This is a genomic window from Paenibacillus sp. FSL R10-2748, from assembly GCF_038005565.1.
Taxonomy (GTDB): domain Bacteria; phylum Bacillota; class Bacilli; order Paenibacillales; family Paenibacillaceae; genus Paenibacillus; species Paenibacillus polymyxa_B.
In genome coordinates, this window is the sequence record NZ_JBBOTK010000003.1 from 461,585 (window position 1) to 476,649 (window position 15,065).

The window sequence follows — 15,065 nt, forward strand, 5'->3', positions numbered from 1 at the left end:
GCTTTTCTAAATATCAATAGACTTAAACCTTACATAGTTTGGAAGCGTATACATTACTTTTTTGGTGATTCGCTTACATGAGCTTTTTCAGTTGGGAAATCCTTCCCTGACTCACACCAAGCATGGAGGCGAGTTGTTTTTGTGAAGATGCTGGATGTTCTTCCATAAGCTCTCTCATTTTCTCCAAAATAACGTCCGTGCGCTGATAAATTTTTTTCATATGCATATTTTGCTTAAGTGGGGGTGAATGGGTTTCAGTCGCTGTGACCGGAAGTAAATCTTCCGTTTTCATCGAGGCTGCACATTCATCGCAGATAAACTGATCTTTAAAGTAGGTGTTGGTATCAACCGCACCGCAAAAAATACAGTTGGTTGATTTGTACTTACGGAGCATGAGTGTCTGGTCTTCAATAAAAAACTCTAATGGATCGCCGATGTCAATCTCCATCGTCATGCGCAACTCTTTAGGTAGCACAATTCGCCCCAAGCTGTCCAAGGGCCGGGTCATTCCAGTCCTTTTCATTCATGCAACCTCCCCGGTTTTTTAAGATTTATAGAATGTATAAGGTTTGAGGCAATTCTTATCAATTCTATAACCGCAAGCATAAATTCTTACAAAAAGCGGCCCTTTATTGTTAATCAAGCATGGACGCACTTTTTTTCTTACGAGTATACCATAAACAGGCCGAATCGCCATCGTTCAGATTTATAAATTTTGAATAAGTTTTAAATAAGTTTATCCCGAGCGAACATATATGCTATAATCTTCTGCTAAAGGATTTAATAGGCCGTCTGTAGAATTATTTATATATGCCGTAGCTCGGACAATGATGGCGGTGTTATGGGAAATGGATGAGGGCCAAACGGAATTTTCTGAGCGTTTTGACCCCACAAACAAGAATAAATGACACGGGTCCCGCCTTTAAAGTCCTTATATACAAGTCAGGCAAGGAGGATTTATCATGGAAAAAAGAAAAGCATTGTTGTTAGGAGATTATTCGTATCCGGAGTTTCACCCGCTGCAAGGGGTGGACGAAGAGATTAGCCATATTTTACAGGATTGGATGACCGTACAATGCAGTGAGAATCGTAAAATGCTGCTCAAGGAAAATCTAACCCCATTCGATCTATGTATCTCGTACTGTGATAGCCGCAAGGAGGTCCTGTCTCCTCAACAAACAGCAGGATTGCTGTCCTATGTTAGCGGCGGGGGTGGATTGCTTGTGCTGCATAACGGAATCACATTGCAAGGACGGTATGAGATTGCACAATTAATGGGGGCGCGTTTCTTGCGGCATCCGGCTGCCGGACCACTTTCCTTCAAAGTAACGGCGCCGGATCATCCGATTATGGAAGGAATCGAGCCGTTTGAGATCCAAGAGGAACCGTATCGTTTTGACTTTGATCCATTCACTGAAAAAACACTACTGATGGAATATGAACACGAGGGCGAGTGGTGGCCGGCGGCATGGTCACTGTCCTATGGCTTGGGTCGGGTCGTCTATTTGATGCCTGGACATAATCAGCCAAGCTTCCAGCACGAGGGATACCGCAAGCTGCTGCTTCAGGCTGCCAAGTGGGCTGGACGCTTTCCAGGTTAAACATAGATCATTCCATTCATTGAGGAAGGGGAGCTGCGAGCTTTATGCGGCTCCCCTTTTCAGGTTATACTATAGGTAATCACAGGTAGGGGAGGATATATTATGAGCGATTTGTTCAAAAAAGCCATCTCGTTGGGGTGGGGCCTCACCGTTGTCAGCAAAGAAAAGGTGGAGAAAGCCGTCGAGGATCTCGTAAACCGGGGAGAACTTGCGCCCTCGGAATCCAAAGCGCTGGTCGATCGTCTGATCGAACGAGGGGCAGAGGAACAGGGACAATTCAAAACAGTGATCCGCGAACAGGTTAGCCGCATTTTGCAGGAGCTGGAAGTACCTACCGAAAATGATGTTACAAGTCTGGAGCAGCGTGTGGCATTGTTGGAAAAACAGGTAGCGGAGCTGGAAAAAGAAAAGGCGGCGCTTACGGGTTCGAGCGACGCTGAAGAAGCGAACCGGCTGGATTAAAATGGCGGTTCGTATGAAGCACGCCGGTCGTTACCGGGAAATTGCCATGGCGCTGGCGCGTCATGGCTTTGGCTATATGGTGGAAGAAATGGGACTGTTCCAGCTGCTGTCATTGCCTCGCAAGTGGCTGACGAGAGAAACTCCCGAGTCCAAAACGCTAGGTGAACGGATTCGACTTGTGCTGGAGGATCTGGGGCCTGCATTCATCAAGCTTGGACAGTTGGCAAGCACACGTGCTGACCTGCTGCCGGAGCCTATTATCCGTGAGCTGGTTAAGCTTCAGGATCAGGTACCGCCGTTTTCATCTGAAACGGCGCGTGGCATTCTAGAGCAGGAGCTGGACACGTCATTAGAGGACATACTGGTTCGTTTTGACGATGTTCCGCTGGCCGCTGCTTCGATCGGGCAAGTGCATCTGGGCAAGCTGCACAGCGGCGAAATGGTCGCCATTAAAATCCAGCGTCCTGGCGTTAATCGCATTATTCGGCGAGATTTGGACATTTTGCGGGAACTGACCGCTATGGCAGCCAAGCGCTGGGAATGGGTAGAGCGGTATCAGCTTCGCCAGATGGTAGAGGAGCTGGGGAGATCGCTCATTCAGGAGCTGGATTACAACCATGAAGCCCGTAACACAGAGAAGATTGCGCTCCAATTTGAGCAGGACCCACATATCTATATTCCGAAAATATACTGGGATCATACCTCTTCCCGTATACTGACCATGGAGTTTCTAGACGGAACTCACTTGGGTAGTCGTGAAGAGCTATTACGCCGTGGATATAACTTGAAAGAACTGGCGCAGCGGCTGGTGAACAGCATGCTGCATCAAATTTTTATGGAAGGTTTTTTTCATGCCGATCCCCATCCGGGGAATTTACTCGTTCTGAAAAATGGCAGTCTCGCTTATTTGGACTTTGGCATGACGGGAAGGCTGAGCGAAGAGATGAAGAATCATCTCGCTTCCCTCATTATTGCCCTGATGCGCAAAAATACCGATGCCATGGTTCGGTCTATCGAACGTTTGGGTCTGGTCGAACCGGACACCGACCTGAATGCGCTGCGTGCCGATCTGGACAAGATACGCGAAGATTACTCAGACGTTCCTTTCTCACAGGTCAGTATTGGTGATGCTTTGAACGACCTATTTGGCGCAGCGCAGCGCCATCGGATTGGTTTGCCGTCGGACGTCCTGTTGCTAGGCAAGGCGTTGCTGACACTGGAGGGGGTCGTGGAGCATCTGGACCCTGATCTCAGTATTATCGCTTTGGCTGAGCCCTTTGGTAACAAGCTGTTGAAGGAACGCTTCAGTGGTCGTCGTATCCGAGGCAAGCTACTGGGTGGTGCAACCGAGCTGTTGGAGACGCTGATGGAACTGCCAGGACAGGCGAGACAATTGGCCTCGATTATCAGCAAGGGCAAGCTTAAGCTGGAGGTTACTGTGCCGGAACTGGAAATGCTTTTGCGCAGGCTGGATCAGATCAGCAACCGCCTGTCATTCAGTATCGTGCTGTTAGCGTTCAGCATTATTATGGTCGGACTGATTATCGGTTCATCGCTGAATCATCAGGCGACTATGCTGTGGAATGTACCTGCCATTGAAATCGGCTTTGTTGTAGCTCTCTTAATGGTTGCCTTTTTACTGTATTCCATTTTTAAATCGGGAAGGTTTTAGATACCGACCAGAAAGGAGGGGTTATGGATACACATAAGATGAATAATCTCCTAATTGCAGATGTGCCATGGCATCGCCTGACTACTCCTTATGGTAGGGGCACGGAGTTGCCACAATTGATATCCAACGGGGAGTACGCAGCAATTGCTGATCTGATAGAGCATCAAGGCACACTGTGGCAGGTTACGCCATGGGTGTTACTTTTCTTATTGCGTAATATGCATACGAGAAATTCGGATGATATCACGCTGAGTGAGTTGGAACTGTACCATGCGGTTGTTGGAGCATTGGACATGGAAAATGCACAAGAGGATTCACAGAAGTCTGTGGAATCTCTAACCATGCTGCTGGACGAAAAATATCTATGGCCGACAGACATCGATCCAGAAGAAGATGAACTGGAGTGGGAAGAGGAAGAAGCACGCGGTTATGATCCGGTAGCTTTTTGGAGTTATTATGACTATAGCTATCGATTATTAAAGCAAGCACTGCCTGACTTTGAAAACCTACTCCAGCACCATGCGGACTCGGAGATTGCTGAAGCTCTATCGGAGCTTGTACAGGAATTGCGAAAATTTTAAATATAAGAAAACGAATAAGATGAAGATACTGGGCGATATTTCAAGGAAATAGATGATTTCTTTCTGTAAACAGCCTTTTAACTCATTCGTCTCTGCGAATTCCTTACGTTATAATGATGGACTGAATGTAACGGACCGGGTTCGTTTGAGAGAGACGAGCTGAATGATAGGAGAGCCTTGGCGATTGGCAGCTGGACGGATGCCCGAAACACACGGGTTGCGAGTCAACACGCTACTCTCTGTAAATATAGGAGGCTGGAACGAGACAGTATGAATCTTAGACAACAATGGTTCGGTAATATCCGGGCCGATATACTTGCGGGCATGACTGTGGCGCTAGCACTAATTCCCGAGGCGATTGCCTTCTCGATCATTGCAGGGGTCAATCCCATGGTCGGACTGTACGCCTCCATCTCGATGGCAATTGTCATCTCTTTTGCAGGTGGACGTCCGGCGATGATCTCGGCAGCGACCGGGGCCGTAGCTGTACTGGTCGTTGGCCTGGTGAAGGATCATGGCGTGGAATATCTGTTTGCAGCTACCATTTTGGCAGGAATCATTCAAGTGCTGCTGGGTGTTTTGAAAATAGGTCGCTTTATCAGCTTTATTTCGCAGCCAGTCATGACCGGATTTGTGAATGCGCTGGCCATCCTCGTCTTTATGGCGCAACTCACCCACTTTCATGGAGCTAATTGGATCATGTACGCGATGGTAGCGGGGACGCTACTTATTGTGTATATTTTACCGAGATTTGTGAAAAGCATTCCTGCCCCATTGACGGCAATCATCATCATGACGATCATTACGTATGTATTTGGATTGAATGTGAAAACAGTAGGAGATATCGGTACACTAACCAGCTCGCTGCCTTCATTCCATTTGCCGCAAATTGAGTGGTCGTGGCACACTTTGCGGATTTTGCTGCCGTATTCCTTTACGATGGCACTGGTTGGACTGCTGGAATCGCTGCTGACAGCCAGTATTTTGGATGAAATGACCGAAACGAAAAGCAATAAAAACCGGGAAGCCCGCGGACAAGGGATTGCCAACTTTGTAAATGGCTTTTTTGGTGGTATGGGTGGCTGTGCCATGATCGGACAATCCGTCATTAATGTCAGCTCAGGCGGAAGAGGGCGTTTGTCCACTTTTACGGCTGGGGTATTCTTGGCCTTTCTGCTGCTCGTGCTTGGCGGGGTTGTAAAGGAAGTGCCAATGGGCGCATTGGTGGGAGTCATGTTCATGGTGTGTATCGGAACCGTGGATTGGAAATCGCTGCGAAACATTGCCAAGGTTCCGAAAGCAGATACGTTAATTATGGTAGTCACGGTGATCATCGTGGTGGCTACGCATGATTTGTCCAAGGGCGTGATCGTGGGCGTACTGCTGAGTGCCCTGCATTTTGGCTGGAAAATGGCTAAAATCCGCATCAGCGCAACGGAGAACAACGATGAAAAGGTGTACCATGTCAGGGGGCCGATGTTTTTTGCTTCAACGACTCATTTTGTCGATCATTTCGAACCTTCGGATGATCCAGAACGTGTCGTTGTGGACTTTAGCCATTCTCATATTTGGGATCACTCCGCGGTTACTGCCATCGGCAAGGTGCTGCAAAAGTATACGAAATCCGGCAAATCTATTACCCTGCAAGGGTTAAATGAGGAAAGCCGTTTAATTATAGAGAAGCTCGGCGGTCCTGTAGTTACAGAGCCACTCGTGTGATGAATCGTATAGCATAAATCAAAGCTTGAAATGAAATTTATTCATTTCAAGCTTTTTTTATTTATTTCTGAAAGAAAACAACACTTTTCTTCCTAAATCATAGATAATTATGACAAATTTTCGTCAAAGTATTGACGTAATAATTGGGCAGGAATACAATCATTGTTATTAAGCAGAGCAAATACATAGGAATAATTGAAAATCGAAAGGTATGCACATATGAACTTAGACTGGGAGTTTATTGTAGAGAGCTTGCCGTTATATGGAGAAGCTATGTGGCTGACGTTGAAGATCGCCTTTTTTGCTATTCTATTTTCACTAGTCGTCGGTTTGCTGTGCAGCACAGTACTGTATTACAAGGTAAGGGGAATTAGCGGCATCATTGTTGCCTATATTGAGCTTTCCCGAAATACGCCGCTGCTTGTACAGTTATATTTTCTGTATTATGGGTTTACGAAAATAGGTCTGCATATGAGCGAAATGACGTGTGCCATTGTGGGCATGACCTTTTTGGGCGGGGGGTATATGGCTGAGGCGTTCCGTGGGGGAATGGAAGCAGTGAGTAAAACCCAGACGGAATCCGGGCTGAGTCTCGGGCTGTCCAAGATACAACTGGCGAGATATGTTATTTTGCCACAGGCTTTTGCCATCAGTGTTCCGTCTCTGGGAGCGAATGCGATTTTTTTGCTCAAGGAGACTTCCATTGTTGGCGCCATTGCTTTATTAGATCTGATGAATGTGGCAAAAGACCTGATCGGCATGTACTACAAAACAACAGAATCACTAATTCTGCTGGTATTGGCATATCTCGTCCTGCTTTTACCTTTGTCGATACTGCTGACGTGGGTGGAAAGGAAGGTGCGATATGCTGAATTCGGGGATTAATGTGCTCTTTGAAGGTTCCAATTTCGAGCGTCTATTAGGGGGATTACTCGTTACGCTGGAGATTGCGCTACTTTCCATTATTATCGGTACTCTATTAGGCATTTTGATGGGGTTGCTGCGCACCTTAAAATCAAGACCGATTCGGTTTGTGCTGAAATTATATTTGGAGACATTCCGCATTATTCCAATTCTGGTGTGGTTGTATGTCGTATATTTTGGATTTACTCCTTTGTTGAATGTGAATATCAGCGGGGAATTGACAGCAATTATCGTATTCAGCCTGTGGGGAGCGGCCGAGATTGGTGACATCGTTCGTGGTGCATTGGAATCACTGCCCAAGCATCAGGTGGAATCCGGGCAGGCACTGGGACTGACATATAGACAGTTATACCGCCATGTGCTCATTCCCCAGGCGGTGCGCCGAATGCTTCCCGGTTCTATTAATCTGGCGACACGGATGATCAAAACCACTTCATTAGTGGTGCTGATCGGTGTAGTGGAAGTGGTCAAGGTCGGACAGCAGATTATTGAGCTTGGTGTAATCAAAGCGCCCTCGGCATCCTTCTGGGTGTACGGCTTTATTTTCATATTGTATTTTCTCGTATGCTATCCGTTATCCAGACTTTCCAAAAGATTTGAACGCAGATGGCAAAATTAGCAGGATGGGGTGGGTGTCATGGGAGAGGCTGTGGAGGTTTTACTCGAAATTCGAGGGCTGCACAAAAGCTTCGAAGACCGAAAAGTACTGCAACAGATTAATCTGGACGTAACGAAAGGGGAAGTTGTGGTCGTTCTCGGTCCTTCGGGATGTGGAAAAAGCACACTCCTCCGATGTCTCAATGGTCTGGAGCCAGTCCAGAGTGGAGATATCCGTTATAGAGGGCAGGACCTGACGGATAAGAAAGTGAATTGGCGTGAGGTGCGGCAGCATATCGGAATGGTGTTCCAGAACTACGAATTGTTTCCGCATATGACGGTCTTAGAAAATATATTGCTCGGCCCGCTTAAAGTTCAGCGGAGAAACAAGCAGGAGGCACTTGAACAAGCGGAGCAACTATTGGAGCGAGTGGGTCTGCTGGATCGCAAAGATGCGTATCCGAGACAATTATCAGGCGGGCAAAAGCAACGGATTGCGATTGTGCGCGCCCTGTGTATGAACCCGGAAATTATGCTCTTTGATGAAGTCACCGCATCCTTGGACCCGGAAATGGTCAGAGAGGTGCTGGATGTCATGCGAGAGCTGGCACAACAGGGCATGACCATGATTATCGTGACGCATGAAATGGGATTTGCCAAGTCGGTAGGAGATCGTATCGTTTTTATGGATCAAGGACAGATATGTGAAATGACTACACCGCAGCAATTTTTTACCCAACCGGAAACAGAGCGTGCCCAGCACTTTCTGGATATATTTCAGTACGAAACGATATAAACAGGGGGATGAATACAGATGAGAAAAGGAATGAAGTTCACGACGTTATTACTGGCTTTAAGCTTGCTGCTTGTTGGTTTGGCGGGATGTGCAGGAGGCGGAAATACCAACGGTAGTTCAGGCTCGGCTAAATTTGCTTCGATTGAGGACATTAAAAAGAATGGCAAGATTCGAATTGGTGTATTTGCAGATAAGCCGCCTTTTGGCTACGTGGATTCGGAAGGGAAGAATCAAGGCTTTGACGTTTACATTGCGAAGCGGTTTGCCAAAGATCTCTTGGGTGACGAGTCCAAGGTGGAATTTGTCCTGGTGGATGCTGCCAGCCGGGTCGCCTATTTGGAATCCAACAAGGTAGATATCATCATGGCTAACTTTACGGTGACGGATGAGCGTAAAGAAAAAGTCGATTTTGCCAATCCATATATGAAATTATCCTTTGGCATTGTGTCACCTGACAGCGCTCCAATCACCACGATTGACCAATTAAAGAATTCGGACCAGAAGCTGATTGTCGCAAAGGGAACGACGGCTGAAACCTATTTCACGAAAAATTATCCTGACATCAAGCTGCTTAAATTCGATCAATACACAGAAATCTTCTCAGCCCTCAAAGACAAACGCGGTGCCGCCATTGCCAACGATAATACAGAGCTGATCGCCTGGGCCAAGGCCAACCCCGGCTTTACCGTAACCATCCCGGCCTTTGGTGGTCAAGATACAATTGCACCCGCAGTAGCAAAGGGAAATAAGGAGTTGTTAGACTGGATCAACAATGAGCTGGCTACATTAGGCAAGGAAAACTTTGTGCATCAAGCCTACAAGGACACATTGACCTCTGTTTATGGAGAAGGCTTTACAGATCAATTGGTTGTAGAGGGCGGCAAAGTGGATTAATCATAGTATAAGTTGTTGTTTTACCATAAAGAAGCGTTGGGACAACAAGCCCAACGCTTCTTTAATATGGGGAAAAGAGGGCCTTAGCAACCTCTTATTTTGTCATGGAAATGCCCACTGGGCTAATAGTAATCCTCATTCTCATGTTACAGTCTCACTGTCTCTCAATTCCATCTTCAGGAATGTATTCTATAATATCAGCGAGAGTAATAGCCCTTGTAAATCTTCGTTGGCGGGCAAATCTATTCAAAGCATCAAGTATATGGACTAGTGTTTCCAGTTCAAGTCTTTTGGTTTTGCCATTTACCATATCTATTACGGTAGCCGGACGTATTTTTGCTTCTGAAAAATACTCCTTTATCAGTATAGATTCTAGTTACACGTACTCTGAAATAATGATAACAATTATGCTAAATAACAAGGGAAAAAATATCCCTGCCAGGGGCAGAGATATAAGGTGCAGCGGACTATTCTGTGAATGAATTAGTGTTTCTCTAGTTCATTTTCAGGTATATATTCGAGAACATCATGTAGAGTTAATGGACGACCAGAGAGCCGAATCAGTGTTTCCATCACGGTATTAAATGTTTTAAATTCGATTCGCTTGGATGTATTGTTACACATCTCATAGATGGTATTAGGCCTGATTTTTGCCTCACGAGCGAGAGCGTTTTTAGTAATCCCGATTTCTCGAAGTAATTCTTCAAGTTTAAAAACAATTCCCATACATACACCTCATTATAGAAATTTAAATAGAAATAACATTAACTATTGAAGTTTATCTTCAAAGGATATAAAATAACTACAAAGGTTAATCTTTAAAAGTTATAAAATTTACAAATCTAATCTTTAGTAAAGACCGTTTTAATAGATGTGAAGGGAGCTAAATCTAAATGAACAAAAGTAATTTTGAAAAAGTAAGTGTCATTCTTGGTCCCTGTGATCTTCCGCATATGTATGAGCTTTTTGAAGGCTATCTGATCAAGGACCGTTACGTCATGATGATCGACAATAGCGTGCTTACTCTTCGACATGTAAAAAAGGAAAGAAATCATTCGCATCTATATGTTGATGGTGACACGGGAGGAATTCACTCTTGCAAGGCATGTACAACGTGAAGACATAGATGTGATTACTGAGTTGGTCGAACGATTGCGCAACATGGATGCATTAAGTTTTCTTACAGATGAATTGTTATGGAACACATGTCGGGAAGATATAGACTTTGATTTAGTTCGGAATAAAGGACTATGAAAATGGCGAACGTAAATCTGATTCGAATTTTTGTTCTCGTTTTACTTATATAATGTAACACAGAAGCGTAAAAGGGTGAAATGAACACCGTCCTAATAAAGATACATACTCTACCCAAAAGCTCTTGCATGCTAGTAGATTTCATTATATAATCTTAAATGATAATGAGAATCATAATCATTACTAACAGTCTTTAGGTGCATGCTCCCAATATGAGCCTAAGTGAATAGGATGGTGATGTGCACATGGCTAAAGCAGATGTGGCAACTGCCAGAAGACAGCTTCGGAGTCCGAACAAGGTAACTCGCAGACGAGCTTTGAGAACGATCAAAGCTGCGAAACGGGCAAAGTAGCAGGTTCCAAGTTAACTGCAAATGGCAATACCAGTGTCAAATTTTTCAGTCTCCTCGTTTTGATATTGCACCTGCTTTCCTGATGGTGGTACACAGGAAGGCAGGTGCCTTTTTTTGAATGATATAAAAAAGCGCCAGACGGGTATCGAACCGTTCTGGCGCATTATTTGGAGATATAAAAAAACCAAACTTAAAATGAACATAAAAATGGAGTAGACGGAATAGTGCTGTACAAGCGAAGCGATCGCTTTTGTCCCCGGATTACTACTCTATAAAAGGCTTTGTTCAAGAAATCCGGTGGCGGTGGCGATGGGAAGCACTATCCGACTGCGTAGTGGCACAATATGAAACTTTTAAGTTCGGTTTTAATACAAAAACTACATTTATTTCTTTTGTGCAAACAGCCATTCAATCATATCCTGATTTTGCAGAGCCGGAACCCAGGAGAAGTGTCCTGTAGGTTTGATAATCCCTGCTTCGTATTCAGTGAAGTGAATGAGGTTTCCGTTTTGTGCTTTAATGGCAGCGACCATTTCTTGCGAGTTTTTAGGACTTACTGTGGTGTCGTCTGCAGCATGGAAGGCCCAAATAGGAACGTTTTTCAATACTTCGACGTGTGTAGGTTCAACAGGCGCATACATGTTAACGGCTTTTTCATAGTTGGTCAAACCGGCAATCGGTACACCTGCGGCGAACAAGTCAAGATTTTTTTCCAACAATCTCCACGTTCCCATGGCTCCTTGAGAAATACCAACAATATAGATTCGGTTGGTATCGATCGGGTATTTTAACGCCGTTTCACGTACCAAATCGGCTACAGCGCTGTTGCGTGGCTCATCCGCCCAAATGAATTTATGCTCCAGGTCAATCGGGCTTTGTGGAGCGATTACGAAGGATGGGTGTTTGGCTTGCTGCTCAGGAGAAGCCCAAGTAACAGCTCCGGCATTTGCCAGCAGGTTTACTCCGTTTCCGTCGCCACGTTCGCCGTTTCCGTGCAGAAACACAACCAGAGGGTAGGTTTTGCCGGGCTCTACTTTAGGCTCAAACGTAAAGTAGTTCAGCTTGAAGCCTTCTTTATTTTCAAAGGTGTTTTTTTGGAAATCGTCCACGATCGGTGTAATTTTATCCGTTGCTTTTACAGTCTGTGCAGAGGCTGGAATGACTGTTTTCTTTGAAGTTGCAATATCTTTCTTTTGACTAATCGTATAATTCAACGTGTTGATGCGGTTAACTGCGCTTGTTGCATCATAAGTAAGGGTACTTGCATTTTTATCTTGCGTATCCAGCTCAATCACGACATATTTACCATGAGTACTGCGGTTGGTGATAGCTCCGGTATCATTGGTATATACACCGGTCACGGTTCTGTCTGTATATACATCATTGAGTACAGATTGAACCTGAAAGCTGGAAGTGGATAAGGATGCCCCGTCAATATTAGTGCTGTATTTCAGTACAACAGCAGAAACAACTTCACCCAAGGGCTGTACCTGCGTAAGCAGGGTAGCCTGTGGCGCTGGGACATCGGCTGCTGCGGCAGAGCTGGAGGATGGGAAAAAGATCGTAAGCAGGAACACGAAAGATAATAAAACAAGGGCAAAACGTCTTCTTTGCATGAGATTAATCTCCTTTGGTGTCATTTTTTAAAGCGCTTACTACATGTTCGGGATGGTTGATTGTATGCTGTGGAATTCATACAAATAAAAAAAGGCAAACTCCGGGTACACAAGTGTACTCGGGTTTTGCCTTTTCAGTAACAATCCCACTTGAAGGATAGCACCTTCATTGGAATCTGACAAGTGAAAGCGCTACATTTTTGGATCTTTTTTATAAAAAATTCTACTTTCGCAACTTAGAATTTTGCAAAAATCCATTGAAGAGATTTGTAATCAGCAAATAGATAAATCGAACTCATTGTATTCTTCTATAGCGGGCAACCAAGATACCGGGCTTTTCAACGGTAATATTGTGGTATATAATCTCCTTAACTTAACACCGTTAACTTATATAACGATGTTAATAAAGGAGATGAAATCATGAATCAATACGATGTTATTGTCATCGGTGCAGGACTGGGTGGCTTGTCCTGTGCAGCAAGACTCTCCGCGCTCGGTTACCGAACAGCTGTTTTTGAGAGCCACACTCTGCCTGGCGGTTTCGCAACTGAATTTACAAGAAAGGGCTACACTTTTGATGTCTCCTTGCATGGTGTCGGTGGACTCGGGGAAGGCAGCTTCGGTCGGATGTTAAAGGACTGTAATGCGGACCAGCGAATTGTTCCTCTCCGCAAAAAGCACCCTTACTCCATTCGTTGGGAAGGGCAGACCATTGATATTCCGTCCGATGTTCAGGAGTATGTGCAGCTCCTCAAAAACATGTTTCCTGCTGAGGTGGCAGCCATCGATAGTCTATTCGCGGGCATTCGCCGTTTTGAAACAGGCTTCTCTGCTTTTTCTTCCCTCACTTCCTGGCGCAGGGCGGCTGGCCTGCTCAAAGCAGGAACCTTCTTCCGCTGGACGCAGATGACTACCTGGGAAGCTGTAAGCCAGTTCGGGTTGTCTGACCGATTCACGGAATTTTTCACCGCGCTGTGGGCCTATTATGGATTGCCTCCAAAACGGCTTGCGGCCTTGTATTTTTTCATTCCCTGGATCGGCTATCATTTGGAGGGGACGTATTACATTGAGGGAGGCGCACAGGCTTTATCCAATGCACTGGTTGACACTATTAAGTCAGCGGGAGGAGAAGTTCACCTGCGCAGTCAGGTGTCTGAGATTATGCTCGAACGTGGTAAAGCAGCTGGTGTCCGTCTGAAGAAAGGGGATGTATATAAAGCCAACTGGATTGTGTCTGGTATCAGTCCCCATCATACCTATGGCCGCCTACTGGAAAACTATGATGCTGCCCGTCGTGAGCTGGAAGCTGTCAGCAGTTTGGAGGCTGGCACGTCTCTCACCCAGCTATATCTGGGATTATCATGTGAACCCCATGAGCTTGGCATCACCGAAGAAGACTTAATCCTACGTAATGAGCCGGATTCGGAGACAGATTATGAAGTTATGATGAGCGGCCAGTACACGAAAGGCAACTGGATGCTCACGAATTATAACGCTATGGACCCAAAGCTCAATGAACCGGGAAAGGGTGTCATCGCAATTACATTTTTGGACAAATTGGAGAACTGGCCTACTGCACGTCCCGAATATAAAGCCAAAAAAGAAGCCGTGACACAGCAGATATTGGGATGTCTTGAACAGCTGTATCCGGGTTTTGGCAGCAAGGTAGTGGTGGCCGAGTTGGGCACACCGCGCACGATGCAGCGTTATACCGCTAATCCCGACGGGGCCGTTTATGGCTATGCACAAACGGTCCGGCAGTCCGGTATAAAAAGACTGAAGCACAAATCAGCTGTGAACCGTCTGTCATTGGTAGGGGCGTGGACGCAGCCTGGGGGCGGGTTTCAAGGGGCTATGAACTCGGGTATAATGGAAGCTGATCGTATCGCCGCCAAATTGGGGTAGGCAGAAGGGGCAAGTACATCTACTCATGAAACATATCAAACGCCGAGAACGTGAAAGCAGTGAGATCCGCCGGAAAATCATTGAGGCCGCCCGGTCGCTTTTCCTGAATCAGGGGTATGCCGAAGTCTCCATGCGCAAAATTGCGGATCAGATCGAATATTCACCAACGACTATTTATCATTATTTTGCCAATAAGGAAGCCGTTGTCCGTGAACTGCTGCTAGAAGGAAATACCTTGTTCCTGCAGGCTCTTCTGCAGCGTGTGGATGAAGCACAGGCAGCGGGATTGAATACGCTGGACACATTGAAAACGGTATCTGATGCGTATGTTCGTTTTGGAACGACTAACCCGGAATATTACAACATCCTGTTTATCAGCAACCTGGAAACTGTAAGCTTGGTCAGTCTTATAGACAGTGGGAGTTTTAAAGGCTTTGAGCTGCTTGAAGCGGGGCTCAAAGCTGCTATGGAGGAGGGCTGCATCATTCAAGGAGATGAGCACCTGATCGCCAGATCCGTATGGAGCATGCTGCACGGATTGACTTCTTTGCTCCTGAATTTTGAACTTCCTATGGCAAAATCCAATGATGAATTGATCGCATTCACTATAGATACTTTCCTCAAGGGGTTAAGCCGCTGACGCAGCGGCTAACTTTCTTTACCTCACACCACTGTACATGCGAATCCGCAT

The 15,065-nt window shown here is 45.7% G+C and carries 15 protein-coding genes and 1 pseudogene; 13 read left to right on the top strand and 3 right to left on the bottom strand.

Translation table 11 applies throughout. The features are described from left to right. Positions 1–73: 73 nt before the first annotated feature. Positions 74–523, bottom strand: a complete 450-nt coding sequence (locus NSS66_RS12025; protein ID WP_023990783.1) for an AbrB/MazE/SpoVT family DNA-binding domain-containing protein — start codon at positions 521–523, stop codon at positions 74–76. Positions 524–962: 439 nt separating this feature from the next. Here NSS66_RS12025 and NSS66_RS12030 point away from each other — a divergent pair, with 439 nt between their 5' ends. The 9 genes from NSS66_RS12030 (at position 963) to NSS66_RS12070 (ending at position 9,246) form a co-directional block, all read left to right on the top strand. Continuing rightward, positions 963–1,601: a ThuA domain-containing protein gene (locus NSS66_RS12030; RefSeq protein WP_023990782.1), complete on the top strand. Its 639-nt coding sequence runs from the start codon at positions 963–965 to the stop codon at positions 1,599–1,601. 102 nt (positions 1,602–1,703) lie between these two features. Beyond that, positions 1,704–2,063: a phasin family protein gene (locus tag NSS66_RS12035; protein ID WP_013312404.1), complete on the top strand. Its 360-nt coding sequence runs from the start codon at positions 1,704–1,706 to the stop codon at positions 2,061–2,063. 1 nt (position 2,064) lies between these two features. Continuing rightward, positions 2,065–3,735, top strand: coding sequence for an ABC1 kinase family protein (locus NSS66_RS12040; RefSeq protein WP_069080890.1), 1,671 nt, complete (start codon positions 2,065–2,067; stop codon positions 3,733–3,735). 23 nt (positions 3,736–3,758) lie between these two features. Further along, on the top strand, positions 3,759–4,316 hold the full coding sequence (locus NSS66_RS12045; protein WP_340959001.1) for a hypothetical protein: 558 nt from the start codon (positions 3,759–3,761) through the stop codon (positions 4,314–4,316). A 270-nt stretch (positions 4,317–4,586) separates the two neighbouring features. Continuing rightward, a complete protein-coding gene (locus NSS66_RS12050; RefSeq protein ID WP_028540738.1) occupies positions 4,587–6,035 on the top strand; it encodes a SulP family inorganic anion transporter in 1,449 nt (482 codons plus the stop codon). A gap of 219 nt (positions 6,036–6,254) precedes the next feature. Continuing rightward, the gene (locus NSS66_RS12055; protein WP_023990776.1) at positions 6,255–6,920 is read left to right on the top strand and encodes an amino acid ABC transporter permease; all 666 of its coding nucleotides are present in this window, start codon (positions 6,255–6,257) and stop codon (positions 6,918–6,920) included. Next, the gene (locus NSS66_RS12060; RefSeq protein WP_023990775.1) at positions 6,901–7,578 is read left to right on the top strand and encodes an amino acid ABC transporter permease; all 678 of its coding nucleotides are present in this window, start codon (positions 6,901–6,903) and stop codon (positions 7,576–7,578) included. The genes NSS66_RS12055 and NSS66_RS12060 overlap by 20 nt, the downstream gene beginning before the upstream one ends. 18 nt (positions 7,579–7,596) lie before the next feature. Beyond that, the gene (locus tag NSS66_RS12065) at positions 7,597–8,352 is read left to right on the top strand and encodes an amino acid ABC transporter ATP-binding protein (protein ID WP_029518574.1); all 756 of its coding nucleotides are present in this window, start codon (positions 7,597–7,599) and stop codon (positions 8,350–8,352) included. A gap of 18 nt (positions 8,353–8,370) precedes the next feature. Further along, complete coding sequence (locus NSS66_RS12070) at positions 8,371–9,246, top strand: cysteine ABC transporter substrate-binding protein (protein ID WP_025721633.1); 876 nt, start codon at positions 8,371–8,373, stop codon at positions 9,244–9,246. A 483-nt stretch (positions 9,247–9,729) separates the two neighbouring features. Here NSS66_RS12070 and NSS66_RS12075 read toward each other — a convergent pair whose 3' ends face one another. After that, entirely contained in the window at positions 9,730–9,972 is a 243-nt protein-coding gene (locus tag NSS66_RS12075; protein WP_023990771.1) for a helix-turn-helix domain-containing protein, read from the bottom strand. Positions 9,973–10,139: 167 nt separating this feature from the next. On the opposite strand from NSS66_RS12075, the pseudogene NSS66_RS12080 reads away from it, so the two are divergent. Beyond that, a pseudogene (locus NSS66_RS12080) lies at positions 10,140–10,500 on the top strand (hypothetical protein). Between the two features lie 245 nt (positions 10,501–10,745). Beyond that, entirely contained in the window at positions 10,746–10,853 is a 108-nt protein-coding gene (locus NSS66_RS12085; protein ID WP_158451783.1) for a putative metal homeostasis protein, read from the top strand. A gap of 383 nt (positions 10,854–11,236) precedes the next feature. Here the strand turns inward: NSS66_RS12085 and NSS66_RS12090 are convergent, their stop codons facing one another. Further along, positions 11,237–12,469 (bottom strand): PHB depolymerase family esterase, encoded by a 1,233-nt coding sequence (locus NSS66_RS12090; RefSeq protein ID WP_075154869.1) that lies wholly within the window; start codon positions 12,467–12,469, stop codon positions 11,237–11,239. 420 nt (positions 12,470–12,889) lie between these two features. Here NSS66_RS12090 and NSS66_RS12095 point away from each other — a divergent pair, with 420 nt between their 5' ends. Both NSS66_RS12095 and NSS66_RS12100 read left to right on the top strand, forming a co-directional pair. Beyond that, entirely contained in the window at positions 12,890–14,374 is a 1,485-nt protein-coding gene (locus tag NSS66_RS12095) for a phytoene desaturase family protein (RefSeq protein ID WP_340959002.1), read from the top strand. A gap of 25 nt (positions 14,375–14,399) precedes the next feature. Beyond that, complete coding sequence (locus tag NSS66_RS12100) at positions 14,400–15,014, top strand: TetR/AcrR family transcriptional regulator (RefSeq protein WP_340959003.1); 615 nt, start codon at positions 14,400–14,402, stop codon at positions 15,012–15,014. Positions 15,015–15,065: the final 51 nt, after the last annotated feature.

Coding starts and splice junctions, on each gene's coding strand:
- NSS66_RS12045 (WP_340959001.1), top strand. CDS start 3,759: ATGGATACACATAAGATGAATAATCTCCTAATTGCAGATGTGCCATGG.
- NSS66_RS12025 (WP_023990783.1), bottom strand. CDS start 523: ATGAAAAGGACTGGAATGACCCGGCCCTTGGACAGCTTGGGGCGAATT.
- NSS66_RS12075 (WP_023990771.1), bottom strand. CDS start 9,972: ATGGGAATTGTTTTTAAACTTGAAGAATTACTTCGAGAAATCGGGATT.
- NSS66_RS12070 (WP_025721633.1), top strand. CDS start 8,371: ATGAGAAAAGGAATGAAGTTCACGACGTTATTACTGGCTTTAAGCTTG.
- NSS66_RS12050 (WP_028540738.1), top strand. CDS start 4,587: ATGAATCTTAGACAACAATGGTTCGGTAATATCCGGGCCGATATACTT.
- NSS66_RS12035 (WP_013312404.1), top strand. CDS start 1,704: ATGAGCGATTTGTTCAAAAAAGCCATCTCGTTGGGGTGGGGCCTCACC.
- NSS66_RS12030 (WP_023990782.1), top strand. CDS start 963: ATGGAAAAAAGAAAAGCATTGTTGTTAGGAGATTATTCGTATCCGGAG.
- NSS66_RS12090 (WP_075154869.1), bottom strand. CDS start 12,469: ATGCAAAGAAGACGTTTTGCCCTTGTTTTATTATCTTTCGTGTTCCTG.
- NSS66_RS12065 (WP_029518574.1), top strand. CDS start 7,597: ATGGGAGAGGCTGTGGAGGTTTTACTCGAAATTCGAGGGCTGCACAAA.
- NSS66_RS12055 (WP_023990776.1), top strand. CDS start 6,255: ATGAACTTAGACTGGGAGTTTATTGTAGAGAGCTTGCCGTTATATGGA.
- NSS66_RS12060 (WP_023990775.1), top strand. CDS start 6,901: ATGCTGAATTCGGGGATTAATGTGCTCTTTGAAGGTTCCAATTTCGAG.
- NSS66_RS12100 (WP_340959003.1), top strand. CDS start 14,400: ATGAAACATATCAAACGCCGAGAACGTGAAAGCAGTGAGATCCGCCGG.
- NSS66_RS12085 (WP_158451783.1), top strand. CDS start 10,746: ATGGCTAAAGCAGATGTGGCAACTGCCAGAAGACAGCTTCGGAGTCCG.
- NSS66_RS12095 (WP_340959002.1), top strand. CDS start 12,890: ATGAATCAATACGATGTTATTGTCATCGGTGCAGGACTGGGTGGCTTG.
- NSS66_RS12040 (WP_069080890.1), top strand. CDS start 2,065: ATGGCGGTTCGTATGAAGCACGCCGGTCGTTACCGGGAAATTGCCATG.